Below are 24,375 nucleotides of genomic sequence, written 5' to 3'. Positions count from 1 at the left end.
TGGCTACGCCGGATCGGCCGGGTGCCGGGCGATGTCCGCACCGCGGCGCCGGTGCTGTTCGCGCACGCGGCACGCCTGCGCCAGCACGTCGTACGCCGCGGCGCCCATCATCTCCACCAGGCCGTCGCGCTCGGTGACGTACACCGGCTCGGCGGCCACGTGTGCCTCGGTGTTCGAGGAGCAGTACCAGTTCAGGTCATGCCCGCCCGGGCCCCAGCCGCGCCGGTCGTACTCCCCGATCCCCACGAGCAGCACAGTGGTGCCGTCCGGGCGATCGACGTGCTCGTAGGTCCGGCGGATCGGCAACTGCCAGCAGACGTCCGGCTTTGTCCGGACCGGGGAGACGCCCTCGCGCACGGCCAGGCTGTGCAGCGCACACCCGGTGGGGCCGTTGAAGTCGCCGCGGTTGAGGAACACGCAGGCGCCGTCCACGACCCGGGTCTGCTTGCTGCCCTCCGCGTCCTTCATGACGATGCCCTTGCGCTCGGCGACGTCGTGGTACTGCCAGTCCGCTGCGGTGAGCCTGCTGGCCCAGCCCTCCACGCGTTTGCGGTCGTCCTTGTCGCTGAAGTGGGCGCCCAGGGTGCAGCACCCACCGTCGGGCATGTGCTCGGAGATCCCGCCGCAGCCACGTCCGAAGATGCACGTCCAGCGGCTGGTCAACCAGGTCAGGTCACACCGGTACACCCGATCCGGATCGTCGGGGTCGGTGAACTCCAGCCAATCACGCGGGAAATCCAAGGGAACTTCGGGCACCGGCCCAGACTACGAGGCATACCCTGGAGCCATGCGACTCGGCGTGCTGGACATCGGATCCAACACCGCTCACCTCCTGGTGGTCGATGCCCATCACGGCGCGGCCCCCCTGCCTGCCCTGTCCCACAAGGAGGAGTTGCGGCTGGCCGAGCATCTCACGCCCGAGGGGACCATCGCCCCAGCCGCGTCGAAGGCGCTGGTGCGCTTCGTGACCGACTCCCTGGAGATCGCGGAGGACGCGGGGGTGACCGAGGTCATGGCCTTCGCCACCAGCGCCATCCGGGAGGCCCCCAATGGCGACGATGTGCTGGCCGAGGTCAAGCAGCGCACGGGCGTCGACGTGGACCTGATGAGCGGGGAGCGGGAGTCGCGGGTCACGTTCCTGGCGGTGCGCCGCTGGTTCGGGTGGTCCAGCGGCCGACTGCTCGTGGTGGACATCGGCGGCGGTTCCCTGGAGTTGGCCACGGGCGCTGACGAGGACCCGGACGTGGCGATGTCGCTGCCGCTGGGGGCCGGCCGGCTGACCCGCGATCATCTGCCCGACGACCCACCCAAGCCGTCGCAGTTGAAAGCCTTACGCAAGAAGGTCCGTGCCGAGGTGGCGGCCGATGTCGGCCGGCTGATCCGGTACGGGCCGCCGGAGTTGGCCGTGGCCACCAGCAAGACGCTCAAGCAACTGGCCCGGATCGCCGGCGCTGCGCCCAGTGCCGAGGGCCAGTATGTGCGCCGCACGCTGCGCCGTGACGACCTGCGCACCTGGCTCCCCAAACTGGCGGAGATGCCTGCGGCGAAGCGGGCCGAGTTGCCCGGGGTGTCGGTGGGCCGGGCCCGGCAACTGGTGGCCGGTGCGATGGTCGCCGAGGCTGTGATGGACATCGGTGGGCTCTCAGAACTGGTGATCTGCCCGTGGGCCCTGCGCGAAGGGGTCATCCTGGAGCGCCTCGACCTGTTCATGACGCCGTCGGATTGAGCCCCGCAGCGCACGGCGGTACCTCGGACGGGTGACACTGGTCCCGTGACGGGTGCGGTTTCCGGCGGGGCGGGCAGATCACGGACCAAGGTGGCGCTGTCCAGCGTCTCGGTGTACCCGGAATCCACCGCGGCGGCCTTCGAGATGGCGTCGCGACTGGGCTACGACGGCGTCGAGGTCATGGTGATGAACGACGCGGTCTCGCAGGATCCCGATGCCCTGCGCCGGCTGTCCGACCATTACGCGATCCCGATCCTCGCCATCCACGCGCCCTGCCTGCTCATCACGCAACGGGTGTGGGGCAGCGACCCCTGGGCCAAACTCGTGCGAGCCCGGGCGGCGGCGGAGACCCTGGGCGCGGACACCGTGGTCGTGCACCCGCCCTTCCGCTGGCAGCGCGAGTATGCCCGCGACTTCCTGCGCGGTCTGCGTCGCATGCAGGACGAGACCGACATCCGCTTCGCGGTGGAGAACATGTACCCATGGCGCGCCGGCGGCCGGGAGGTCGCGGCCTACTCCCCGGGGTGGGACATCCGCGACGAGGACTACCCGCACACCACCCTGGACTTGTCGCACACCGCAGTCAGCGGCACCGATCCGCAGCGCATGGCCGCGGACCTGGGTGGCTCGCTGGCGCACATCCACCTCGCCGACGGCAGTGGCAGCAACCGGGACGAGCACCTGATCCCGGGACAGGGCACGCAGCCGTGCGGACTGGTGCTCGACACCCTGGCCGGCAACGGGTTCGACGGGGTGGTGGTCGTGGAGGTGAGCACCCGCAAGGCACCCAACCGCGCGCAGCGAGAGCGTGATCTGGTCGAGGCGCTGGCTTTCGCCCGGCTCCACCTCGACCTGCCGTGAAGCTAGGAACCGGCAACCGAGTATCCCGGCAACACCCCTGACGCGTTCCGGCACCGGCACGCTGCCCATAGGCTGTGACGCATGGGATCTGACGACGTCCGCGATGCCGTGCTCGACGCAGCCCGGGCGGCTTTCCACGCCCGTGGTTACGTGCGCACCTCGATGAAGGGGGTGGCCGCCGCCGCCGGCGTGGCCCCGGAGGTGGTCAACCGCTACTGGAACTCCAAAGAGTCCTTGTTCGCGGCGGCGATGCGCCTGCCGTTCGACCCCGCCAGTGCGATGCCGCAACTCGTAGCCCCCGGCCTCGACGGGATGGGGGAGCGGCTGACCCGGGCCACCCTGGACCTGCTGGCCGACGAGGGCAGCCGCAACGACTTCATCGCTTTGTTCCAGGCCGGTGCCTCCGCGACGAAAGCGGCGCGCGGGATGCAGGACTTCATCGAGCGTTCCATGGTGGACCGCCTCGTCCGGACCCTGGGCGTGCCCGACGCCCGCCTGCGGGTGAACCTGATCATGTCGTACCTCATGGGCATCGGCACCACGCGCTACATCGTGCGACTGGAGCCGGTCGCGTCGATGCCGGAGGACGAGTTGGTGAAGCTCGTCGCCCCCACCATCCAGAACTGGCTGGACCCCACCAAGCCACTGCAGAAGCCGAAGAAGCCGCCGAGCCGTGGCGCCGGGGGCTCGAAGACCACCGTGCCAAGGGACAGTGCCGGCGGCTAGCCTTGACGGGGAACCGTAGCGAGGAGGTCGTCTGTGATCCGGCGTGCGCTGTTGAGCCTGTCGCGGCAGAAGAGAATCCAGGAGATCTCGGCCAGCGCCCCTGTGACCCGTTCGGTCGTGGCCCGGTTCGTGGCAGGGGAGTCCGAGCCGGACGCAGTACGTGCCGCCGGTGAACTCGCCGGTGAGGGGCTGCTCAGCACGATCGACCACCTCGGCGAGGACATCCTGGAGCGAGGTCAGGCCGATGCCACCCGCGACGCCTACGTGCGACTGCTGGCGGGGTTGGACGAGGCCGGCCTCGCCGCCGCCGCCGAGGTGTCCGTCAAGCTCTCCGCTGTCGGGCAGGCGCTGTCCGGGGAAGGCGAGAAGATCGCCCTGGACAACGCGCGGGTGATCTGCGAGGCGGCGAAGGCCGCGGGCACGACCGTGACGCTGGACATGGAGGACCACACCACTACGGACTCCACATTGGCCATCCTGCGGGAGTTGCGCCAGGACTTCCCGGGCACCGGGGCGGTGCTGCAGGCATACCTGTACCGCACCGAGCAGGACTGCCGGGACCTGGCTTACGAGGGCTCGCGCATCCGGTTGTGCAAGGGGGCCTACAAAGAGCCGGAGTCGGTGGCCTTCCAGGCCAAGGTTGACGTCGACAAGGCGTACGTGCGGTGCATGCGCATCCTGTTCGACTCCCCTTCCTACCCGATGATCGCCTCCCACGACCCACGGCTGGTCGAAATCGCCGGTGCCCTGGCCACGCGGGCCGACCGCGCCAAGGGCACCTACGAGCACCAGATGCTTTACGGCGTGCGCCCTGAGGAGCAGCGGCGGCTGGTCAAGGCCGGGGAACGCATGCGTGTCTACATCCCGTACGGCGCCGAGTGGTACGGCTACATGGTGCGCCGCATGGCTGAGAAGCCGGGGAACATGGCGCTGTTCCTGCGGTCGATGACCTCGAAGTCCTAACGGCGCCGCCGCCGCTCACCCGAGATTGGACCCCGCGACCGCGATCCGCGGGTAGTCTCGTCGTGCACCGGCCGACGCGAGGAGTGGCGATCATGGGCAAGAAGCACAAGAAGGCAAAGAGCCCGGCACCAGTCGATGAACAAGGGCGGGCATCGGGTCCACCGCCGAAGATGAAGAACAAGGAATACGAGCAGCACATGCGTGTGCTGCAGGGCGAACTGGTGGCCATGCAGGAGTGGGTCAAGACTTCAGGGGCGAAGATCTGCATCGTGTTCGAGGGCCTGGACTCGGCGGGCAAGGGCGGCACGATCCGCCGCATCACCGAGCGCACCAGCCCGCGGGTGTTCAAGCACATCGCACTGCCCGCCCCGACCGAGCGCGAGCAGTCCCAGATGTACGTCCAGCGCTACATGGCGCACTTCCCGTCGGCCGGCGAGGTCGCGATCTTCGACCGCAGTTGGTACAACCGGGCCGGCGTCGAGCCGGTGATGGGGTACTGCACACAGGAGCAGACAGACAGGTTCCTGGAGATGACCCCCGCGGTCGAGAAGGCCATGGTCGACAACGGGATCATCTTGCTCAAGTACTGGCTCAACGTGAGCGTTGCCGAGCAGACCCGGCGGCTGGGCAACCGGATCGACGACCCCCGCAAGGTGTGGAAGCTGTCCCCGACGGATCTGAAGTCCTACAGCCGCCACTACCAGTACTGCCGGGCGCGGGACGCAATGCTCGCGGCAACCGACACGGCATGGGCGCCGTGGTTCGTGGTCGACAACGACGACAAGAAGCGCGGCCGGCTGAACATCATCTCGCACCTGCTCAGCCAGATCCCTTACGAGCCGCTGCCGCCGTCGCAGACGACGATGCCCAGGAAGCCCACCCCCCGCGGGTACGTCGAGCCCGACATGCCGCTGCACCGCATCCCGACCCCGTTCTGAGCGCCGAAGCCGACCTTCGGATGGTGGTCGGGATTGATGGACCACCCTGCACAAGGGGCTGGTTGTGCTCCGGCTGGCCCTACTGCCCGCTCATCACGCTGCTCCGCGGCGGGCGGCTGCGACCCGGCCGGCCTCAGCCGCCGGCCAGTTCGATCGACCTGTTGCGGGCGGCCTCCAACGCGGCGAGAAACGCCGCGCGCACCTTGTGGTCCTCCAGGATCCGCAATGCCGCCGCCGTGGTGCCGGCCGGCGAGGTGACGTTCTCCCGCAGCACAACCGGGTGTTCGCCGGTCTCCCGCAGCATGGTGGCCGCGCCGAACACAGTCTGCAGCGTCAACTCCGTGGCCAGGCGCCGCGGCAGGCCAAGGCCCACGCCGGCCTCGATCATGGCCTCGACGGTGAAGAAGATGTACGCCGGACCTGACCCGGAGATCGCGGTGACCGCATCCTGCAGTCGTTCGGGCACCTCGACGACCTTGCCCACGCACGCCATGAGCCGTACTGCCATCGCCACGTGATCCTCGGTGCAGTGAGCCCCCGGCGAGACGGCGGACATGCCCTGGTCGACCAGCGCCGGAGTGTTGGGCATGACCCGCACCACGGGGGTGTCCGCGGGCAGGCGCTGCTCCAGGGAAGCGGTCGTCACGCCAGCCGCCAGCGATACCACCAGTGCGTCGGGTTTGAGTTCTCCGGCGATCTCCTGCGCGACGGTGAAGATGTCCTGGGGTTTGACCACCAGCACCACGACATCTGCTTCGCGGGCCGCTTCGACGTTGGTGGCGGTCTCGACGCCGTACCGGTCCCGCAACTCCACCACCCGGTCCAGTCGCTTGTCGGCGACGACGAACGTGTCGCCCATCCGGTCACCGCGCAGCAACCCCGACAGCAGTGCCTCACCCATCACGCCGGCCCCGACGATCGCAACCACACCCATGGCCGACACCGTACTCCCAGCACCGCCGGAGTTGATTCGAACCCGCCGGAGGGAGCAGGGTCGGTAGCGTGTCTGACATGAGCCACCGGGTCGCCTTCGTCTGGGACGATGAACTTCGGCATTACGACTTCGGCCCCGGACACCCGCTGGCGCCGGTGCGGGTGCAGTTGGCCTACCGGCTGTCGCGGGACTTCGGCCTGATCGAGGACCCAAACCTCGCCCTGGTCTCACCGGCCCCGCTGCCCGACGGCCTGTTGCACCGCGTGCACACCCCCGAGTATGTGGCGGCCGTGCAGGCCGAGACTCACGGCAGTCACGGGCTGGGCACCGACGACGTGCCGATCTTCCCCGACATGCACACCTACGCCGAACTCGTGTGCGCAGCCACTCTCTCCGTGACGCAGGCGGTCTATCGGGGAGAGGCCGATCATGGAGTCAACTTCGCCGGTGGCCTGCACCATTCGATGCCCGACCGCGCGTCCGGATTCTGCGTGTACAACGACCTGGCGGTGAGCATCCAGTGGCTGCTGGACCAAGGGGTCGAGCGGGTCGCGTACGTCGACGTCGACGTACACCACGGCGACGGGGTGCAGCAGCACTTCTGGGACGACCCCCGGGTGCTCACCATCTCGATCCACGAGAGTCCGCGCACCCTCTTCCCGGGCACCGGCTGGCCCAACGAGGTCGGTGGCGAGGGCGCGGAGGGCAGCGCCATCAATGTGGCGTTGCCGCCGGGGACCGCGGACAACCACTGGCTGCGCGCGTTCGACGCCATCGTGCCACCGGCACTGCAGGCCTTCCAGCCGCAGTTCCTGGTCTCCCAGCAGGGGTGCGACAGTCACTTCGCCGACCCGCTGGCGCATCTGTCGTTGAGCCTCGAGGGGCAGCGGATGTCCTACCAGGCGCTGCACCGGCTCGCCCACGCGCACTCGCAGGGCCGCTGGATCGCCACCGGCGGGGGTGGTTATGAGTGGGTGGACGTCGTGCCCCTGGCATGGACGCACCTGCTGGCCGAGGCCCTCGACCGTCCCATCGACCCCACCGCCGCGACCCCGGAGGCGTTCCAGGGGCTGGTCCGCAACGTCCTGGACCTCGATCCGCCGACGGTCATGGGCAATGGCCGGGACCCGTGGATGCGCAGCTGGGAAGTGGGCTACAACCCCGATGACCCGGTCGACGCGGCCGTCCTGGCCACGCGGCGGGCGGCCTTCCCGCACCTGGGGATCGACCCGGACCCGGATCCCATGTTCTGAGCCGACTACCCTGGGTTCTGATTCGACGTCCCTAAGAGGAGGCCCAATGGGTTCGGTGGTCAAGAAGCGTCGCAAGCGCATGGCCAAGAAGAAGCACCGCAAGCTGCTGAAGAAGACGCGCGTGCAGCGCCGTAACAAGAAGTAGCGCACATGGGACAGGTCGTCCTGGTCACCGGCGTCTCCCGCCACCTCGGGGGGCGGATGGCTCAGATCCTGACGCAGGATCCCAGCGTCGACCGGGTGATCGGCGTGGATGTCGTTGCCCCCCGGCAGGAGATCGGGGGTGCGGAGTTCGTGCGCGCGGACATCCGCAATCCCATCATCGCCAAGGTGATCGAGGCCGCCCAGGTCGACACGGTCGTGCACATGGGTGTGATCGCCACGCCGATGCAGGCCGGCGGCCGGATGTCGATGAAGGAGATCAACGTCATCGGCACCATGCAGTTGCTCGCCGCGTGCCAGAAGTCCCCGACTGTGCGCAAGTTGGTGATCAAGTCCACGTCGTCGGTGTACGGCGCCGGGCCGCGGGATCCGGCCATGTTCACCGAAGAGATGGAGCCCAAGCACGCCCCCACCTCAGGCTGGGCGAAGGACAGCGTCGAGGTGGAGGCTTACGTGCGCGGCTTCGCGCGACGGCGCCCCGATGTCTCTGTCACCACACTGCGGTTCGCCAACTTCTTCGGCCCGCGCGTGCAGACGCCGATGACCACCTACTTCTCGCTGCCGGTGATCCCGGTAGTGCTCGGGTTCGACGCGCGCATGCAGTTCATCCACGAGGACGACGGTCTCGACGCCCTGCGCCGGGCCACCATCGAGGAGCACCCCGGGACGTACAACGTCGCGGGCGACGGGGTGATCCTGGTGTCGCAGGCGGCGCGACGGGCGGGACGGCCCGTGTTCCCCATCGCCAGTCCCTTCGCATTCGCGGTGGGTGCTACATTCCGGCGCCTGGGGCTGGCCGACTTCTCCCCGGAGCAAGTCCGGTTCCTCACCTATGGTCGGGGCATCGACACCACGCGGATGCGCACCGAGTTCGGCTTCGTGCCCCAGCACACCACCCCGGAGACGTTCGACGCCTTCGTCGAGGGGCGCAACCTCAACCGCCTGCTGCCGCCGGAGCGCGTGGAGAACATCGAGGACCAACTGCTTTCGCTGCTGACCGGGAAGGGCTGAGCCGGTGCCTGACGCACGCGTGATCCCCATCAAGGGCAAGGACGCCAAGAAGAAGAAGCCGGCGGCGAAGAAGGCCGCCCCCGCTCGGGTGCCCGCGCCAGTCGGGCGAGCACCGCGGCAGTGGAGCAGCCCGACGAGGCGAACCCGTTGCCCGGTACGGAGGAGCATGTCGACTGGGACACCCGGGTCGCCGGCGCCCTGGCCTTTCTGCGCCGCCGGCTGACCGGCGAGTACGAGGTCGACGACTTCGGCTTCGACCCGGAACTCACCGACCGCATTCTGCTGGCGCCGTTCCGGCCGTTGTACAAGAAGTGGTTCCGCATCGAGACCCGCGGCCTGGAGAACATCCCCGACACCGGTGGCGCACTGCTGGTGGGCAACCACTCGGGCACCGTGGCGATCGATTCGATGATGACGCAACTGGCCATCTGGGACCACCACCCGGCCCACCGTCACCTGCGCATGCTCGGCGCCGACCTCGTCTTCCAGTTGCCGGTTGTGGCGGAGCTGTCGCGCAAGGCCGGGCACACGCTGGCCTGCGCCCCCGACGCCGAGCGGTTGCTGTCCGGCGGTGAACTGGTCGGTGTCTGGCCGGAAGGGTTCAAGGGGATCGGCAAGCCCTTCAGCGAGCGGTACAAGTTGCAGCGCTTCGGCCGCGGGGGTTTCGTCGCAGCCGCACTGCGGACGAAGACCCCGATCATTCCCTGTTCGATCGTAGGTGCCGAGGAGATCTACCCGATCATCGGCAACGCCAAGTTGCTGGCCCGGATGGTGGGGTCGCCGTATTTCCCGATCACGCCGACCTTCCCGTGGTTGGGACCGCTGGGGATGGTCCCGCTGCCGAGCAAGTGGATCATCGAGTTCGGTGAGCCGATCCGCACCGACGAGTTCCCCGAGGGTGCCGCCGACGACCCGATGTTGGTCTTCGACCTCACCGACCAGGTCCGCGAGACGATCCAGCAGACCCTGTACCGCTTGCTGGTCGCCCGCCGGTCGGTGTTCTTCTAGGTTTCTGCGACGAAGGTGCCGGGCCCACGGGCCGGTTTGTGAATGAGGTGCTGGTTCGGCTGGCGGCCCGCACCTTCGTAATTCCGAAGGCGCGCGTCAGGTGCGCAGTGCGCGGCGGGCCATGACCGTGCCCACCGCGATCCCCGTCGCCAGGCCCGCGACCCCCACCGCCGGCGCAGTGATCTTGATGACCCGGCGGGCGGTGCGGTAGTCCCGCACGGTCCACTCGTTGCGGCGGGCGTGCAAGCGCAAGGCGCGGTCGGGGTTGACCGCCACCGGGGTGCCGACCAGGGACAGCATGGGGATGTCGTTCGCCGAGTCGGAGTAGGCGGCACACCGGCTCAGGTCCAGCCCCTCCCGGGCGGCGAGTTCGGCGATCGCCTCGGCTTTGGCCTCTCCGTGCAACGGCCGCCCGACCAGCCGACCGGTGTAGATCCCGCCCACCTGCTCGGAGACCGTGCCCAGTGCCCCGGACAGCCCGAGGTGCTCGGCGATCAGTTCTGCGAGTTCGACGGGGGCCGCGGACACCAGCCACACCCGCTGCCCAGCGTCGAGGTGTCCCTGCGCCAGCGCCACTGTGCCCGGCCAGAACCGATCGATCATGTACTCGTTGAAGATCTCCCGGGTCAGTTGCACGAGTTCGGCCTGGTTGCGTCCCGCAACCAGACCCAGCGCCTCCTGCGTCACGTCATGCATGTCGTCGGGATCTTCCTTGCCGACCACGATGAACCGCGTCTGTTTCCACACGAAGTCGAGGATCTGGCCCTTGGTCAGGTACTGGTGCTTGGCCAGCCCGCGCGCCCAGTGGAACATCGAGGCCCCGTGGATGAGGGTGTTGTCGATGTCGAAGAAGGCCGCTGCCCGGGGATCGGCGTGTTCAGGCACCGCGTCGGCGATCTCCGTGGCCTTCCATTCCACCTGGTCAGAGTTGGGCTCCACCTGTGCAGGCTAGCCCAGGCCAAGGTGTGTAAGACTGCGGGCGTGGTGGCCAATCTTGCCGATTTCGTCGGGATTGCGGCGCAATCGCGGCCGCGCCACCCGGCCGTGGTCACTGATGCGCGAACGACCACCTGGAGCGAGGTGGACTGGCAGGTCCGGGCCGTGGCCAGCGGTCTGATCGCCCATGGCCTGGAGCCCGGCTCCCGCATCGGCATCCTGCAGCGCAACACCCTGGAATTCATCACCAGTTACTTCGGCATCCTGCGCGCCGGCATGGTGGCGGTCCCGTTCAACACCGGCTACACCGCGGCCGAATTGTCCACGATGCTCTCTGATGTCGACGTGCAACTCGTGCTGGCCGAGCCGGACCTCGGGGCGGTGCTTGACGGGCTCGACGTGGATGTTGTGCGCACCGGCACGGAGGAATGGCGCCGGTTCACCGTCGGCAGTATGCCCCTGCCCACCGAACCCACCGACCCGGAGTCCCTGGCGGTGCTGCTGTTCACCTCCGGGACCAGCGGACGCCCGAAGGCCGCCATGCTGACCCACCGTGCGTTGTCGGCGAATCTGGATCAACTCAGCGCGCTCAGTGACCCACCTGCCACGACCGGCGACGACGTCGTCCTGTGCGTCCTGCCGCTGTTCCACATCTACGCCCTCAACGCCACGCTGGGTCTGGTCGCCCGGCACGCCGCAACCATCGTGCTGACCGAGCGCTTCGACCCGGCGGCCGCCCTGACTGCCCTGCGCAGACACCACGTCACGAACGTGGCGGGGGCGCCGCCGATGTACGTCGCCTGGTCGGTCCAGGAGGGACTGGCCGACATGCTGGCGGGGGTGCGCCTGCTGGTCTCCGGGGCGGCCCCGCTGCCGCTGAACGTCATGCAGCAGTTCGAGACGCTCACGGGCAAGCCGATCTGGGAGGGCTACGGGATGACCGAGTGTTCCCCCGTGATCACCGCCTCCCTGGTGTCGGGCCGGCCCAAACCGGGGTTCGTCGGGCAGCCGCTGCCGGGCATCGAGGTGGAACTGCGCGACGCCGACGGCGATCCCGTGCGGGAGGGTGATCCCGGCGAGATCTTCGTGCGGGGCGACAACGTGTTCAGCGGGTACTGGCCCGACGGCACCGGCGCTCCCGACGACGACGGGTGGTTCGCGACCGGGGATGTCGCGTTCAGCGATGACGAAGGTGACCTGCGGCTGGTCGACCGCCGCAAGGAGCTGATCATCGTCAGCGGATTCAACGTGTACCCCCGCGAGGTGGAGGACGCACTGCTGCAGATGGACGGGGTCGTAGAGGTCGCCGTCATGGGCGTCACGCACCCCTACACCGGCGAGGCGGTGAAGGCATACGTGGTGACGGATCCCGGTTCCGGGATCACCTCCGAGGACGTGTTGGGCTTCGCCACGTCGCGTCTTGCGCGGTTCAAATGCCCGACGATCGTGGACGTGGTCGACGATCTGCCGCACTCGGTGACCGGCAAGGTGAGCAAGGCCCGGCTGCGTGAGGAATGGCCGGTGACCTCGCTCTGAGCGCGCGGGTGATCCTCGTCGGCAAGCCGGGCTGCCACTTGTGCGATGTGGCGCGCGAGGTGGTGGAGGTGGTCTGTGCGCAGACCGACACCGACTTCGTCGAGATCTCGATCCGTGACGACCCGCGGCTTTCGCAGCTGTACGCCGACCAGGTGCCCGTCGTGCTCGTCGACGGGGCAGTGCACGACGTGTACCGGGTCAACCCGCAGCGGCTGGCGGCCGCGTTGGCGCCGTAGAAACGTACCCGGGAGAGGTCCGTACGTCGGGGAGACGTTCAACCGGGTTGGATCGCTCCCGGATGTCCGTTTCGCTCCCGCCTTGAGCCGTGGGCGTACCGCGCGGTGGTTCGCCTCCGCACTCAGCGGTGGCCGCGTAGAAACGTACCCGGGAGAGGTCCGTACATCGGGGAGAGGTTCAGCGGGGTTGGATCGCTCCCCGGTCAGCGGGTTCTCTCCCACCTTGGTCCCATCTCCGGAAAGCGAACACTGGAGTCCGCATTCCAGTTGGGCGGAGCTTGTGAAATCGGTAGCATGAACGTGTCGCGAGTGCCGTGCTCGCTTCAGACAGGTGACAGGTGTCCATTCCGCGACGACGTCGACGCGAACTCCCGGACGCCACCATCGCCAGACTGCCCACATACATCCGGTGTCTGTCGCAATTGGAGAACGCCGGGCTGCAGACCGTGCACAGTGCGGATCTGGCCGCGCAGGTCGGCGTGAGTGGCGCGGTGGTGCGCCGTGACCTCAGTTACGTGGGCAGTTACGGGACCCGTGGCGTTGGCTACCCGGTGGTCGAGTTGCGCGACCAGGTCAACCGGGCGCTCGGCCTGTCCGACGAGCACCGCGTCATCGTGGTCGGGGTCGGGCACATGGGCCGAGCGCTGGCCGGCTACCGCGGTTTCGCCGAACGTGGCCTGCGGGTGGTGGGGATCTTCGACATCGCCCCCGACCTCATCGGGACCATGGCTGGAAACCCGGAACTCGGATTGCTGGAGATCCAGCCGTTGTCCGACCTGCCGGGGTTCGTCGCCCGTCACCACGTGTCCATCGCCGTGATCGCCACCCCCGCCGACGCGGCCCAGTCCGTGGCCGACCTGGTCGTGCGTGCCGGTGTGACCAGCATCCTCAACCTGTCGGCCGTGCACTTGAGTGTGCCCGGGTCCGTGGTCGTGCGCCCTGTGGATCTTGCCACCGAGATCCAGATCCTCGCGGTGCACGCGGGACAGAAAGGCACACGATGAGCCTGCTCGTGCTCGGGGTGAGCCACCACAGTGCCCCGATGGAGGTCCTGGAGAAGGTCGCTGCGATCGATACCGAGCAGACCCTGTCCCTGGTGGGCGCAGGCGAGGCGGTGGGTGAGGCGTTGCTGCTGTCCACGTGCAACCGCATCGAGGTGTACACCGACGTGTCCCGCTTCCACGCCGCGGTCGAGTCGTTGACGGCCGTCCTGGCCAAGCAGTCGGGCATCCCGGCCGAGTCGCTGTCCGGTCACCTCTATGTGCACTACGAGGACGCAGCCGTTCGGCACGCCTTCCGGGTGGTCAGCGGACTGGACTCCATGGTGCTGGGTGACGAGCAGATCCTCGGCCAGTTCCGGGAGGCCTTCAAGGCGGCTGTCGAACAGGGACAGGCTGGGAGCAGCCTGCACCAGTTGGCCCAGAGCGCACTGCGGGTGGGCAAGCGCGTGCACACCGACACCGGGATCGGAAGGCACGGGGCATCGGTGGTCGAGGTAGCGCTGGCCGAGGCCGCCCGGCACGCCGGGTCGCTTGCGGGATGCGAGGTGGTCGTCATCGGCACGGGCTCGATGTCGTCGCTGGCCGCATCGGTCGCCGCAGCGCAGGGTGCGAAGGTCACCGTCGTGGGCCGTACCGCTGCCGCGGTGCACCGTCTCGCACAGGCCGTGCACGGCCGTGGTGCCCAACTGGTAGACCTCGACGCCCACCTGCGCACTGCCGATGTGGTGGTCAGTGCGACCGGGGCCACTGGCCTCTTGGTCACCAAGGACCACCTCGAGCGGGTCATGGCCGGGGCGCCCGCGCACATGTTCGTCTGCGACCTGGCACTGCCCCACGACACCGACCCGCGGATCGTCGAGATCCCCGGCGTCCAGCGCCTGGACCTGGCAGGTATCGCCGTGTTGCCGCAGGCGAAGGTGGCAGCCGACGGCGTGAGCGGCGCGGAGGACATCGTGATGGGGGCCGCGACGGAGTTCGTCCAACGGCAGATGAGCGCGAAGGTGGAGCCGGTCGTGGTCGCGCTGCGGTCACGTGCCGAGGAGGTCGTGGAGGAGGAACTCAGCCGCCTGCGTCTGCGCAATACGCAGATGAGCACCGAGGAGTTCAACGAGATCGCGCGGTCGATGCGCCGGGTGGTCGCCACCCTCCTGCACACCCCCACCGTGCGGATGAAGGAGTTCGCCGTGGAGTCCGGCGGCGACCGCTATGCCGCGGCACTGCACGCGCTGTTCGACCTCGACCCGGCCGCAGTGGCTGCGCTCACGGACACCTCGGGCGGGAGTCCGCGTGCCTGACTTCCGCGTGGCCACCAGGGCCAGTGCGCTGGCCCGTGCGCAAACCGCATGGGTGCGCGACCGTATCAGCGAGGCGATCGGCGGGCCCGCCGGCGAGGTGCTCGTGACCTCGGAAGGGGATGTCTCACGGGCGGCGCTGACGTCATTCGGGGGACAGGGTGTGTTCGTGGCCCGGGTGCGGGAAGCGGTCGTGGACGGCCGCGCCGACGCCGCGGTCCATTCGATGAAGGACCTGCCGACGGCCGATGACCCGCGCACCGTCATCGCAGCGGTGCCCGCGCGTGAGGACACCCGCGACTACCTGGTCAGCACCCACGGGGGACTGGCCGATCTGCCCGAGGGGGCCACCGTCGCCACGGGTTCGCCGCGGCGGGTCGCCTACCTGCGGGTCCGCCGGCCGGACCTGCGGGTCGTGGGCATCCGGGGCAACGTCGGCACCCGGCTGGCCGCAGTCACCGGCGGCCAGGTCGATGCCGTGGTCCTTGCGTGCGCCGGGCTCAACCGGCTGGGCCTGACGCCGCCGGGTACGCCACTGGATCCCGACGAGATGCTCCCGGCCGTCGGCCAGGGGGCGCTGGCTGTCGAGATGCGCAGTGACGATCCACGTGCCGGGCTGATTGGTGCCCTCGACGATGCCGCTGCCCGCACCCAGGTGCTTGCCGAACGCGCGATGCTGGCCGGACTGCGGGCGGGATGCAGCGCGCCGGTGGGGGCCGCCACCACCAGTGCCGGAGGGACCGTCACCCTGCGTGCCGCGGTCCTTTCACTGGACGGCTCACAGATGTACGAATGCACCACGACTGGATCCGCGGACGACGCCCGCGAGGTCGGTCGCCGTGCCGCAGACGACCTGATCGGCCAGGGTGCCGGTCGACTACTCGGGAGAGATGAAAGATGAAGAACCGCAAACCCGTCCCGGCAGTGGCCCTGATCGCCGGCGGTGCCGGGGATCGCGAACTGCTCAGCGTGCGAGCCGCCGGCCTGCTGGATGCCGCCGACGTCGTCGTTGCTGACCCTGAGGTCGCCGATCTGCTGGTCGGCTCCGAGGCGGAGGTGTTGGACATCCCCACCGCACCCACCGATGCCCCCGCGGTCGCCAAGTCGCTCACCGAGCAGGCCCGGGCGGGGCGCTCGGTGGTGCGCATCTTCGCCGGTGATCCCGTCCTGGACGGCCGGGTGCTCGCTGAGGCGAAGGCTCTGCACCGCTTCCGGGTGCCCTTCGAGATCCTGCCCGGTGCCGCCGGGGTGTCCGGGGTCGCGGCCTACGCGGGTATCGGTCTGGTGGGCACCAAGGCCAAGCAGGTGCGGGTGGTGGATCTGCTCGTCACGGAGGTGGACGAGGCCGCACTGGCCGACGTCACCTGCACCTTGGTGGTGCGCAACGGTGCGGATTCCGCCGCCGGGCTGGCCAAGGCCGCACTGGCGGCCGGCCGGACCCCGGGCACCGGCATGGTTGTCGTGCGCGCGGGTACCACCGTGGAACAGCAGACCGTCGTGACCACATTGGGCGACGCCGCGGGGGACCTGAAGGCGGCCAAGCTGAGTGGCCCCGGTGACGTGTACATCGGCGACGGCGTCGGCTCGGCCGGCCCGCTCGGCTGGTTCGAGAGCCGGCCGCTGTTCGGTTGGCGGGTCCTCGTGCCGCGGACCAAGGACCAGGCCGGCGAACTGTCGGCGCGGCTGCGCGTCTACGGCGCGGTTCCGGTCGAGGTGCCGACGATCAGCGTTGAGCCGCCGCGGACCCCGCAGCAGATGGAACGTGCCATCGAGGGGATGGAGTCCGGCCGCTACCAGTGGATCGCCTTCACCAGCGTTAACGCGGTGCGTGCCATTCGCGAGCGCTTCGAGCAGCGCGGGCTGGACGCCCGACACCTGGCCGGGCTGAAGATCGCCGCCATCGGGGAGGCGACGGCGCAGGCCCTGCGCGACTTCGGGGTGCGCGCCGATCTGGTCCCCCCGCCGGAGAGCCAGTCGTCGGCCGGTCTGCTCGCGGTGTGGCCTGATCGCGATCCCGAACTCGACCCGATCGGCCGGGTGTTCCTGCCGCGCGCCGACATCGCCACCGAGAAGCTCGTGGCCGGGCTCGAGGGCCTCGGCTGGGAGGTGGACGACATCACCGCGTACCGCACCGTGCGGGCCGCGCCGCCGGCCGCCGAGATCCGCGAGGCGATCAAGACCGGTGGCTTCGACGCTGTTGTTTTCACCTCGTCCAGCACCGTGCGCAACCTGGTGGGCATCGCGGGCAAGCCGCACGCCACCACGGTGATCGCGGCGATCGGCCCGGAGACGGCGGCGACCGCCGTCGAGCACGGGCTCAAGGTCGCCGTCCAGCCGGCGCAGTCCAAGATCGAGCCGCTGGTGCTGGCACTTGCCGAGCACGGCGAGCAGCTGCGCCAGGCGGCGCTGGAGAACGGCGAACGCACCTGGCGGCCATCCAAGCGGCGGGGTGCCGGGCGCCGGCGGGCGGCGGCCAGGGCATGATCCGGCCGCGACGGCTGCGCACCACTGCCGCGATGCGCCGGCTGGTGCGGGAGGTGCGGGTGCATCCGTCGCAGTTGGTGCTGCCGGTGTTCGTCGCGGAGGGGCTCGAGCGGCCCCGGGCCATCTCCTCGATGCCAGGGGTGTTCCAGCAGACCCTCGGCACCCTGCCCGGAGTCATCGAGCAGGCCGCGGCGGCCGGGCTCGGCGGCGTCATGCTGTTCGGCGTGCCGGTGCACAAGGATGCCATCGGGTCCGGGGCGACCGACCCCGACGGGATTCTGTCGCGCGCCGTGCTGGTCGCGGTCGAGGCTGCTGCCGGGCGACTGGTGATCCAGGCGGATCTGTGCCTGGACGAATTCACCGACCACGGCCACTGCGGGGTGCTGGACGGCGATCGTGTCGACAACGACGCGACCCTGGTGCGCTACCAGGACATGGCAGTCGTGCTCGCCCGGGCCGGCGCCGACATGCTGGGCACCAGCGGGATGATGGACCGCCAGGTCGGTGCGGTACGCGAGGCCCTGGATGCCGAAGGGCTCATCGACACCGCGATCCTCGGGTATGCGGCCAAGTACACCTCGGCGCTGTACGGGCCGTTCCGGGAAGCCGTCGGCAGTTCCCTGTCCGGTGACCGGCGCACCTATCAGCAGGACCCGGCCAACGGCCGGGAGGCGCTGCGGGAGACGGCCTTGGACCTGGCCGAGGGCGCCGACGTGGTGATGGTCAAGCCGGCATTCCTCGACGTGGTTTCCGCGGTGGCGCAGATGTCTGACATCCCCGTGGCCGTCTACCAGGTCTCCGGGGAGTACTCGATGCTCGAGGCGGCCGCAGCAAACGGCTGGATCGACCGGCGATCCGCGATCGTGGAGTCCCTGAACGGATGCGTGCGCGCTGGCGCGGACATCATCCTTACGTACTGGGCCCTCGAGGCGGCGGCCTGGCTGGACTGAACGCATCGTGTCCGGATCGAAATGATGGGGACCTCGCATAGGGGTCCGGAGCGTGGGTAGGCTCGGTCTGTCAAATCTGGAAAGGTGGAATCCATGCGTAAGCCTGTTGCTGTGGTGTTGACCCTCCCGTTGCTGGCTGCGCCCCTGTTGGCCACCGTCCCGGCAGCTGCGGAGTCTGTGGTCAAAGAGGCCAAGCTCGAGCGCAATATCAAGAAGGGCTTCAAGCAGAAGGCCAACATCAGGGTCACTGTGAACTGCCCCTCGAACGTCAACTGGGTGAACGGCAAGCGTTTCTACTGCACCGCACGTTCGACCAGTGGCACCAAGTACCGCGTGCAGGTCCGGCTGCGCAAGGAGTCCACCGGCTACCTGACTTGGAAGGTCGTCTAGTACTCGAAAGCCCGGCCGGTCCGCACACGTGCGCGGACCGGCCGGGCTTTTGTGCGGGCCGGCTGGTCCGCGACCCGCAGCACTAGCGGCGCTTCACGCGGAACTTCGTCTTCGCCGGACTGCCGTCACGCCCCGTGGAGGTCACGGCCCGCACCAGGAACGTGTACTTGCCCTTGCGGAGTCGGACGGTCTTGGGGGAGGTGCACGTGCGCCACTTCACCGATGCCTGCTTCTTCGGCTTGCGGACGACCTTGCACTGGAACGTGGCCCCATCCGTACCGGTGAAGCGCACCTTCACCTTCGCACGCGCCTTCTTGGTGCGCACCACCTTCTTCGGGGCCTTGGTGATCTTGGTGTCGGGGTTGGTGCCTGGCGTTGGCGTCGGTGTCGGGGTGGGTGGGGACCGGCGCGCTCACGCCGGTGATGCGGGCGATCTTGTCAGTGTTGTCGAGAGTGACCCAGACGGTGTCGTTGGGCCCGGCCGCGATCTGGCGCGGTCCGGAGTTGGCCGGCAGGGCGATGGTGGAGGACTGGGCGTCCGCCGTGACTCGCGCGACGTTGTTCGTGGCGAACCGCGCCACCCAGTACGCACCGTCGGCGCCGTAGGTCACCCCGAAGGGGTCCGCCCCCGGCATGAGCGCGGTCTTCTCCGGGCCGGGGGGTGTGAGGACGCCCACGTAGTAGGGCGCCGCGCCCTGCTGGCTGTAGGCGACCTGGCCAGCTGCTCCGCCGGCGATCCCCTGCAGCCCGCCGAGGGCGGGGAACACGGTCCCCGTGCCGTCGGTGGCGATCCGCACGGCCTGGGGTACCCCGAAGTCCGCCACCCACAGGTATCCGTCGGAACTCGCGGTGATCCACCGTGCGCCGGAGAGTCCGGTGGCGGGGTATGGCGTGAATCCGCCGGGGTTTGCCGGCGGGATCTTGAAGGCCTTGTCCGCTGAGGCTGTCCACAGGTTGCCGTCGGGCCCGGTGGTGATCGCGCGCGGATCGGCGATGGCCGCGATCGCGAACGGGGTCGCCGTCGTCGGATCCGCCGGGGCGAAGCGGGCCACGCCCCCGGCCTGCGTCACCCAGAGGTTGCCGTCCGGTCCGGCGGTGATCCCGATGGGATTGCTCATGTTCGCCGATTCGTACTCGGTGACGGTTCCGTCGGGTGTGATCTTCGCGACGTCCTTCGTGACGGACTCAAGGGTGACCCACATGTTCCCATCGGGCCCGACCGCGATCTGGTTGTTGGTCCCCACCCCGCTCACGGTGAACTCCCCGTTGAGAACCGGATCGGCGGATGCCGGGCCGGCGGAGAGGGGAACGGCGACTGCGGTGGCGGACAGAGCAGCGACAATCCGAAAATCCATGTGCGTAGTCAACCGTCTGGGGACCCGTTTGGGAACCCCATCCGCGGATGAGAATTCTGGTCTTTGCCGCACGCCACGCCCGCGATCCTGGCCTCCGGTGTCGTGACGGGAACGTACGATGGGGACTCAGCGTTTGCGGAAGAGGTTCGGTCAGTGTCAGTTGCGGTGGTTCCCCGGCACGAGACCGACGTGCGCCCGGCCGCCCCACCCATGGGCTACCTGCCGGGGCTCGACGGCATCCGCGCCATCGCCGTGCTGGCAGTCCTGCTCTACCACTCGGGGGTGCCCGGGGTCCCCGGCGGATTCCTGGGGGTGGATGTCTTCTTCGTCCTGTCTGGCTTCCTCATCAGCAGCCTGCTGCTCCAGGAGATCGAACGCACCTCGGCGGTGTCGTTCGGTCAGTTCTATCTTCGCCGGGCGCGCCGGCTGCTGCCCGCGATCTTCGGGACGCTGGCGCTGTCCGCGGTCCTGGTCCTGCTCTTCGCCCACGATGCGGCGGCGCAGTTCCGCCACGACGCGCTGGCCTCGATGTTCTACGTCACCAACTGGTGGTACGTGGTGCAGGACCTGTCCTACTTCGAGGCCATGGGACGCCCCCCGATGTTGCAGCACTTCTGGTCGCTGGCCGTCGAGGAGCAGTTCTACGTGCTGTGGCCGTTGTGCCTGGTGTTCCTGTTCAGGTGGCGGGGCCGGCCCGGCGTGGGCAGGGTGGCGCTGAGCGTCGCGCTGATCTCGACCCTGCTCATGGCCACCGGCTCCTTCGTGTGGAACCTGCCGGCCGCCGGCGATGCCAGCCGGCTCTACTTCGGGACCGACACTCACAGCATGGGTCTGCTGCTGGGCGCGGCGCTGGCGACCGTCTGGCGGCCCGGCGCATTGAACCGCAATGTGGCCGCACCCGCGAAGGCCGTGCTGTGGACCGCTGCTCTCGGCAGCGTCGCCGCTCTGTTCGCGATCTTCCACAATGTCGGTGAGGACAGCGCGTGGCTGTACCGCGGCGGGTTCCTCGTCGTCAGTGCCGTCGCTGCCCTGGTCGTGGCGCTGGCCGGCCACCCCGCGATCGGGTTCGGCCGACTGCTGGCGGTGCAGCCCATGCGCTACATCGGTGAGCGCTCTTACGGGCTCTACCTGTACCACTGGCCCATCTTCGTGGTGACCCGTCCCGGGATCGACCTGCCTTTCGACGGGATCCCGGCCTGGGTCGTGCGGATGGGCCTGACGTTCGCAGTTGCGGAGGCCTCCTACCGTTACCTGGAAGTGCCCATCCGGCACGGCGCGCTCTCCACGACGTGGCACCGCTGGCGCGAACAGGGGCTGACCCATGCCGGTGCCCGCACGACCGGGGTGGTGGCGGCCGCTGCCGGGGTGGTGTTCGTGGCCGGCACTGCCCTCGCGGCGATCCCGGCGCCGAACGCCAACGACTACCTCGGTGGGCTGACCGAGACCGGCCAGGACCTCTCGGCCGAACGACCCGCTGCAGCGACCAAGAAGGCGGCCGATCAATCTCCCCCCGCACCGGCTCCAACGGTCACCGGCGCGGACCTGACCGATCAGCCCATGACCGCCATCGGCGATTCGGTGATGCTCGGGGCCACCGGCGCCCTGGAGAAGGCCTTCGACGTGACCGTGGACGCGGCCGTGTCCCGCCAGTTCCCGCAGTTCGTGGAGCGGGTCAACGCCCGCCTTGCAGCGGGGCAACTGCAGAACGTCGTGATCATCCACCCGGGCACCAACGGGACGGCGTACTGGGACATGTTGAAGAACACCCTCGACGGTCTGCGCGACCGGCAGGTGGTCCTCGTCACCGTCAACACCCCGAATTCGTGGATGGACGACTCCAACCGCAACATCAAGGGCATGGTCAACCAGTTCGACAACGTGCGCATCGCTGACTGGGAAGCGGCCTCCGAAGGACACCGGGAGTACTTCGTCTATGACGGCACCCATTTGAGCACTGAGGGGATCAAGGCCTACGTGCAGACGATCCGGGACGCGCTGCGGGGGGATGGCTCGGCACCGAGCCCACCGGCGCAGTGACGGCTCCTATGGCCCGTGACTACGCTCGACACTGATGGTCAAGATCGCCCTGCGCAGCCTTGGTGCGCACAAACTCCGCCTGTTGCTGACTGCCGCTGCGGTGTTCCTGGGCGTGGCGTTCGTCACTGGCATGCTCATGCTGACCAACGCACTGGACCGAACGTTCACCGACATCTTCGAAAGTTCGGCGCAGGACGTACTGGTCACCCGCACCGCGGCCGTGACCGAGGACATCACGCAGAGCACCGGCGACGACCAAGTGCAGTTGATCGGGCAGAAGACGGTCGATGCCATCCGCGGGGTGCAGGGGGTGCGTGCCGCCGACGGCGCGATATTCCAGAACGGCGCATACCTGCTGGACGCCGACGGCGAAGTGGTGGGCGGTAACGGCCCACCGTCGGCCGGGACGAACTGGCAGTCGGATCCGGCTCTTGCGGTGGCACGCATCACGCAAGGCAAGGCACCGGAAGCGACCGACCAGATCGTGGTCGACGAGGTCACCTTCCCGAAACTCGGGATACCCCTCGATGAGACCGTGATCATGGTCGTGCCGAGCGGGCGCATCAAGGTGCAGTTGGTCGGGGTGTTCCGTTACGGCGAGACAGGGGGCCTGGCCGGGGCCACGATCACGGCCTTCACGCCGGAGCGTGCCCAGGAGTTGTTCACCGCCCCCGGTGAGTGGCAATCGGTGGAGGTCGCGGCCGCCGACGGCTTCAGCGATCAACAGGTCGCGGATGCGATCGCCGACGAACTCGGTGAGGGCTGGACGGTGAAGACCCGTGACCAGCAGGTGGAGGAGTCCTCGGCGGCACTGCGGCAGGGCCTGGGCTTCATCACGTACGCTCTGCTCGGCTTCTCCGGCATCTCGTTGTTCGTCGCGGCATTCCTGATCTACAACACATTCGCAATGCTGGTCGCCCAGCGGGGCAAGGAGATGGCGCTGCTACGCGCTGTGGGCGCCTCCCGCCGACAGGTGCTCACCTCCGTGCTATTCGAGGCCCTGCTGCTGGCGCTGGTGGCCGCCGGCATCGGGGTCGGGCTGGGCTATCTGCTCGCCCGGCTCCTCACTGCCGGCCTGCAGCAGGTCGGGCTCTCGCTCACGGCGGGGGTCGCTCTCACGCCGCAGGCGGTGGTGACCGCCGTGGTCCTGGCGATCGTCGTGACGATCCTGTCGGCGCTGCTGCCTGCATTCAGGGCCGCGCGCACGCCGCCGGTGGCTGCGCTGCGGGAGGCAGAGACGCCGGTCGAGACCGTCGGCCGGGCGCGCAGCATCGTCGGTGGCCTGCTCGCGGTGTCGGCGCTGGCCGGCCTGGCGACCTCGTTCGGCGCCGATCCCAACGTGAGCCTCGTCGCGTTGTTCGCACTGCTCCTGCTTGTCGCCACCGTGCTGCTAGCGCCACTGCTGGCCAAGGGTGCCGCGCAATCAGTCACCGGACTGATGAGGGTCGGCGGCGTCTCGGGGCAACTGGCGGGCCGCAACGCGGAACGTGGGCCGCGGCGGGTGGCGGCCACCGCCTCCGCGCTGCTGATCGGTCTGGCGCTGGTCACCACCGTGGCGGTGGTCGTGGCCAGCGCCCGGGAATCCATCAACCAACTCATCGACCGGGCCTTCGGAGCGGACTTCGTCGTGTCCACCCAGACCGGCAATCCGTTCAGCGCCAGCATCGCCACGGAACTGCGCGACGTCTCCGGTGTGGAGTACGTGCTGTCCCAGTCGCTCGGACCGGCGCGGGTGGACGGCGAGGACCAGCTGATCACCGCCATCGGGGGCGGGCCGATCAGCTCGGTCTTCGACCTCGAGGTGACTGGCGGGGACGTGGGCGAACTGACCCAGGGCACCGCGGTCGCCGACGAGGACTGGGCGACCGAGGCCGGCGTCCAGGTGGGCGATCGCGTGACCGCGCTGTTCCCGTCCGGGCAGAGCCGGGCGTTCACGATCACCGGCATTTTCGTGCCCCCGGAGGCCGGGCTGCTGAGTGGGTTGGTCATCCCGAAAGAGGACTACCGGTCCGTCGGCGGCGCCGCCCAGGACACCCTGCTGTACATCGCCCTCGGCCCGGACGCCGACCCCGCCGCCGTGCTGCCGGAGGTCGAGGAGGTGACAGGGGAGAACCCGCTGTTGCAGGTCCTGGACCAGACCGAGATCAAGGAGCAGAACTCCCAGCAGATCAACAACTTGCTGTACCTCATCTACGGCATGCTCGGGCTGTCGATCATCATCGCCGCTCTGGGGGTGGTGAACACGATGGCGCTGTCCGTGCTGGAGCGCACCCGCGAGATCGGTCTGTTGCGGGCGGTCGGCGCATCCCGTCGACAGGTGCGCCGGATGATCCGCTGGGAGGCGGTGCTGGTGTCCTTCACCGGCGCCCTCGTCGGGGTGCTCATCGGGCTGGTCGCCGGGGTCGCGCTGCGTCAGGCCCTGTCCGGCGACGGCGTCGATGTGCTGGTCATCCCGATCGCCACGGTGCTGGTGATCCTCGGACTGGCCGTCGTCCTCGGCATCCTCGCCGCAGCGCTCCCGGCCCGCCGGGCCGCCCGGCTGGACATCCTGCAGGCGATCGCCACGGAGTAGGTGG

The 24,375-nt window shown here is 69.0% G+C and carries 23 protein-coding genes; 19 read left to right on the top strand and 4 right to left on the bottom strand.

Annotated elements, in window-relative coordinates; translation table 11 throughout:
- Nucleotides 1-3: 3 nt before the first annotated feature.
- The gene (locus tag IPG68_15640; protein ID MBK6764599.1) at nucleotides 4-756 is read right to left on the bottom strand and encodes a hypothetical protein; all 753 of its coding nucleotides are present in this window, start codon (nucleotides 754-756) and stop codon (nucleotides 4-6) included.
- Between the two features lie 31 nt (nucleotides 757-787).
- Here IPG68_15640 and IPG68_15635 point away from each other — a divergent pair, with 31 nt between their 5' ends.
- From IPG68_15635 to ppk2, 5 genes are all read left to right on the top strand, one after another.
- Nucleotides 788-1,726, top strand: coding sequence for a Ppx/GppA family phosphatase (locus IPG68_15635; GenBank protein MBK6764598.1), 939 nt, complete (start codon nucleotides 788-790; stop codon nucleotides 1,724-1,726).
- A gap of 144 nt (nucleotides 1,727-1,870) precedes the next feature.
- Nucleotides 1,871-2,587 (top strand): sugar phosphate isomerase/epimerase, encoded by a 717-nt coding sequence (locus IPG68_15630; GenBank protein ID MBK6764597.1) that lies wholly within the window; start codon nucleotides 1,871-1,873, stop codon nucleotides 2,585-2,587.
- An 81-nt stretch (nucleotides 2,588-2,668) separates the two neighbouring features.
- A complete protein-coding gene (locus IPG68_15625) occupies nucleotides 2,669-3,313 on the top strand; it encodes a TetR family transcriptional regulator (GenBank protein ID MBK6764596.1) in 645 nt (214 codons plus the stop codon).
- 33 nt (nucleotides 3,314-3,346) lie between these two features.
- Nucleotides 3,347-4,276: a proline dehydrogenase family protein gene (locus IPG68_15620; protein MBK6764595.1), complete on the top strand. Its 930-nt coding sequence runs from the start codon at nucleotides 3,347-3,349 to the stop codon at nucleotides 4,274-4,276.
- A 92-nt stretch (nucleotides 4,277-4,368) separates the two neighbouring features.
- Nucleotides 4,369-5,214, top strand: a complete 846-nt coding sequence (gene ppk2 / locus IPG68_15615) for a polyphosphate kinase 2 (protein MBK6764594.1) — start codon at nucleotides 4,369-4,371, stop codon at nucleotides 5,212-5,214.
- 133 nt (nucleotides 5,215-5,347) lie between these two features.
- On the opposite strand, the gene proC is transcribed toward ppk2, so the two are convergent.
- The gene (gene proC, locus IPG68_15610) at nucleotides 5,348-6,148 is read right to left on the bottom strand and encodes a pyrroline-5-carboxylate reductase (GenBank protein ID MBK6764593.1); all 801 of its coding nucleotides are present in this window, start codon (nucleotides 6,146-6,148) and stop codon (nucleotides 5,348-5,350) included.
- Nucleotides 6,149-6,225: 77 nt separating this feature from the next.
- Here proC and IPG68_15605 point away from each other — a divergent pair, with 77 nt between their 5' ends.
- From IPG68_15605 to IPG68_15590, 4 genes are all read left to right on the top strand, one after another.
- A complete protein-coding gene (locus IPG68_15605) occupies nucleotides 6,226-7,401 on the top strand; it encodes an acetoin utilization protein AcuC (protein ID MBK6764592.1) in 1,176 nt (391 codons plus the stop codon).
- A 46-nt stretch (nucleotides 7,402-7,447) separates the two neighbouring features.
- Entirely contained in the window at nucleotides 7,448-7,546 is a 99-nt protein-coding gene (locus tag IPG68_15600; GenBank protein MBK6764591.1) for an AURKAIP1/COX24 domain-containing protein, read from the top strand.
- A gap of 5 nt (nucleotides 7,547-7,551) precedes the next feature.
- Nucleotides 7,552-8,574 (top strand): SDR family oxidoreductase, encoded by a 1,023-nt coding sequence (locus IPG68_15595; protein ID MBK6764590.1) that lies wholly within the window; start codon nucleotides 7,552-7,554, stop codon nucleotides 8,572-8,574.
- A gap of 120 nt (nucleotides 8,575-8,694) precedes the next feature.
- The gene (locus IPG68_15590) at nucleotides 8,695-9,582 is read left to right on the top strand and encodes an acyltransferase family protein (GenBank protein MBK6764589.1); all 888 of its coding nucleotides are present in this window, start codon (nucleotides 8,695-8,697) and stop codon (nucleotides 9,580-9,582) included.
- A 96-nt stretch (nucleotides 9,583-9,678) separates the two neighbouring features.
- Here IPG68_15590 and IPG68_15585 read toward each other — a convergent pair whose 3' ends face one another.
- Nucleotides 9,679-10,395 carry an HAD-IB family hydrolase gene (locus IPG68_15585; protein MBK6764588.1) on the bottom strand — a complete coding sequence of 239 codons (717 nt, stop codon included), beginning with the start codon at nucleotides 10,393-10,395 and terminating at the stop codon, nucleotides 9,679-9,681.
- Nucleotides 10,396-10,545: 150 nt separating this feature from the next.
- Here IPG68_15585 and IPG68_15580 point away from each other — a divergent pair, with 150 nt between their 5' ends.
- From IPG68_15580 to IPG68_15545, 8 genes are all read left to right on the top strand, one after another.
- Nucleotides 10,546-12,054, top strand: coding sequence for an AMP-binding protein (locus tag IPG68_15580; protein ID MBK6764587.1), 1,509 nt, complete (start codon nucleotides 10,546-10,548; stop codon nucleotides 12,052-12,054).
- Nucleotides 12,033-12,290 carry a glutaredoxin family protein gene (locus IPG68_15575; GenBank protein ID MBK6764586.1) on the top strand — a complete coding sequence of 86 codons (258 nt, stop codon included), beginning with the start codon at nucleotides 12,033-12,035 and terminating at the stop codon, nucleotides 12,288-12,290. Before IPG68_15580 ends, IPG68_15575 begins: the two co-directional genes overlap by 22 nt.
- 338 nt (nucleotides 12,291-12,628) lie before the next feature.
- Nucleotides 12,629-13,294 carry a redox-sensing transcriptional repressor Rex gene (locus IPG68_15570; protein MBK6764585.1) on the top strand — a complete coding sequence of 222 codons (666 nt, stop codon included), beginning with the start codon at nucleotides 12,629-12,631 and terminating at the stop codon, nucleotides 13,292-13,294.
- Entirely contained in the window at nucleotides 13,291-14,586 is a 1,296-nt protein-coding gene (locus tag IPG68_15565; protein MBK6764584.1) for a glutamyl-tRNA reductase, read from the top strand. Before IPG68_15570 ends, IPG68_15565 begins: the two co-directional genes overlap by 4 nt.
- Complete coding sequence (gene hemC / locus IPG68_15560; protein ID MBK6764583.1) at nucleotides 14,498-15,484, top strand: hydroxymethylbilane synthase; 987 nt, start codon at nucleotides 14,498-14,500, stop codon at nucleotides 15,482-15,484. Before IPG68_15565 ends, hemC begins: the two co-directional genes overlap by 89 nt.
- Complete coding sequence (locus IPG68_15555; protein ID MBK6764582.1) at nucleotides 15,481-17,067, top strand: bifunctional uroporphyrinogen-III C-methyltransferase/uroporphyrinogen-III synthase; 1,587 nt, start codon at nucleotides 15,481-15,483, stop codon at nucleotides 17,065-17,067. The genes hemC and IPG68_15555 overlap by 4 nt, the downstream gene beginning before the upstream one ends.
- The gene (gene hemB, locus IPG68_15550) at nucleotides 17,064-18,017 is read left to right on the top strand and encodes a porphobilinogen synthase (protein ID MBK6764581.1); all 954 of its coding nucleotides are present in this window, start codon (nucleotides 17,064-17,066) and stop codon (nucleotides 18,015-18,017) included. Before IPG68_15555 ends, hemB begins: the two co-directional genes overlap by 4 nt.
- Before the next feature lie 93 nt (nucleotides 18,018-18,110).
- Nucleotides 18,111-18,407, top strand: coding sequence for a DUF4333 domain-containing protein (locus IPG68_15545; GenBank protein ID MBK6764580.1), 297 nt, complete (start codon nucleotides 18,111-18,113; stop codon nucleotides 18,405-18,407).
- A gap of 125 nt (nucleotides 18,408-18,532) precedes the next feature.
- Here IPG68_15545 and IPG68_15540 read toward each other — a convergent pair whose 3' ends face one another.
- The gene (locus IPG68_15540) at nucleotides 18,533-19,762 is read right to left on the bottom strand and encodes a hypothetical protein (protein MBK6764579.1); all 1,230 of its coding nucleotides are present in this window, start codon (nucleotides 19,760-19,762) and stop codon (nucleotides 18,533-18,535) included.
- A 153-nt stretch (nucleotides 19,763-19,915) separates the two neighbouring features.
- Between IPG68_15540 and IPG68_15535 the strand changes: the two genes are divergently transcribed.
- A complete protein-coding gene (locus IPG68_15535) occupies nucleotides 19,916-21,799 on the top strand; it encodes an acyltransferase (protein ID MBK6764578.1) in 1,884 nt (627 codons plus the stop codon).
- A 34-nt stretch (nucleotides 21,800-21,833) separates the two neighbouring features.
- Nucleotides 21,834-24,371 carry an FtsX-like permease family protein gene (locus IPG68_15530; protein MBK6764577.1) on the top strand — a complete coding sequence of 846 codons (2,538 nt, stop codon included), beginning with the start codon at nucleotides 21,834-21,836 and terminating at the stop codon, nucleotides 24,369-24,371.
- Nucleotides 24,372-24,375 lie beyond the last annotated feature (4 nt).

The organism is Micrococcales bacterium (assembly GCA_016703125.1).
Taxonomy (GTDB): Bacteria; Actinomycetota; Actinomycetes; order S36-B12; family UBA10799; genus JADKAV01.
This window is presented reverse-complemented; position numbering and strand designations above follow the sequence as displayed.

Excerpts from the sequence above, each read along its gene's own strand:
- IPG68_15635 (MBK6764598.1), top strand. The coding sequence starts at position 788 with ATGCGACTCGGCGTGCTGGACATCGGATCCAACACCGCTCACCTCCTG.
- IPG68_15630 (MBK6764597.1), top strand. The coding sequence starts at position 1,871 with ATGGCGTCGCGACTGGGCTACGACGGCGTCGAGGTCATGGTGATGAAC.
- IPG68_15625 (MBK6764596.1), top strand. The coding sequence starts at position 2,669 with ATGGGATCTGACGACGTCCGCGATGCCGTGCTCGACGCAGCCCGGGCG.
- ppk2 (MBK6764594.1), top strand. The coding sequence starts at position 4,369 with ATGGGCAAGAAGCACAAGAAGGCAAAGAGCCCGGCACCAGTCGATGAA.
- proC (MBK6764593.1), bottom strand. The coding sequence starts at position 6,148 with ATGGGTGTGGTTGCGATCGTCGGGGCCGGCGTGATGGGTGAGGCACTG.
- IPG68_15605 (MBK6764592.1), top strand. The coding sequence starts at position 6,226 with ATGAGCCACCGGGTCGCCTTCGTCTGGGACGATGAACTTCGGCATTAC.
- IPG68_15600 (MBK6764591.1), top strand. The coding sequence starts at position 7,448 with ATGGGTTCGGTGGTCAAGAAGCGTCGCAAGCGCATGGCCAAGAAGAAG.
- IPG68_15595 (MBK6764590.1), top strand. The coding sequence starts at position 7,552 with ATGGGACAGGTCGTCCTGGTCACCGGCGTCTCCCGCCACCTCGGGGGG.
- IPG68_15585 (MBK6764588.1), bottom strand. The coding sequence starts at position 10,395 with ATGTTCCACTGGGCGCGCGGGCTGGCCAAGCACCAGTACCTGACCAAG.
- IPG68_15575 (MBK6764586.1), top strand. The coding sequence starts at position 12,033 with ATGGCCGGTGACCTCGCTCTGAGCGCGCGGGTGATCCTCGTCGGCAAG.
- IPG68_15565 (MBK6764584.1), top strand. The coding sequence starts at position 13,291 with ATGAGCCTGCTCGTGCTCGGGGTGAGCCACCACAGTGCCCCGATGGAG.
- hemC (MBK6764583.1), top strand. The coding sequence starts at position 14,498 with ATGCCGCGGCACTGCACGCGCTGTTCGACCTCGACCCGGCCGCAGTGG.
- IPG68_15555 (MBK6764582.1), top strand. The coding sequence starts at position 15,481 with ATGAAGAACCGCAAACCCGTCCCGGCAGTGGCCCTGATCGCCGGCGGT.
- hemB (MBK6764581.1), top strand. The coding sequence starts at position 17,064 with ATGATCCGGCCGCGACGGCTGCGCACCACTGCCGCGATGCGCCGGCTG.
- IPG68_15545 (MBK6764580.1), top strand. The coding sequence starts at position 18,111 with ATGCGTAAGCCTGTTGCTGTGGTGTTGACCCTCCCGTTGCTGGCTGCG.
- IPG68_15540 (MBK6764579.1), bottom strand. The coding sequence starts at position 19,762 with ATGGATTTTCGGATTGTCGCTGCTCTGTCCGCCACCGCAGTCGCCGTT.
- IPG68_15530 (MBK6764577.1), top strand. The coding sequence starts at position 21,834 with ATGGTCAAGATCGCCCTGCGCAGCCTTGGTGCGCACAAACTCCGCCTG.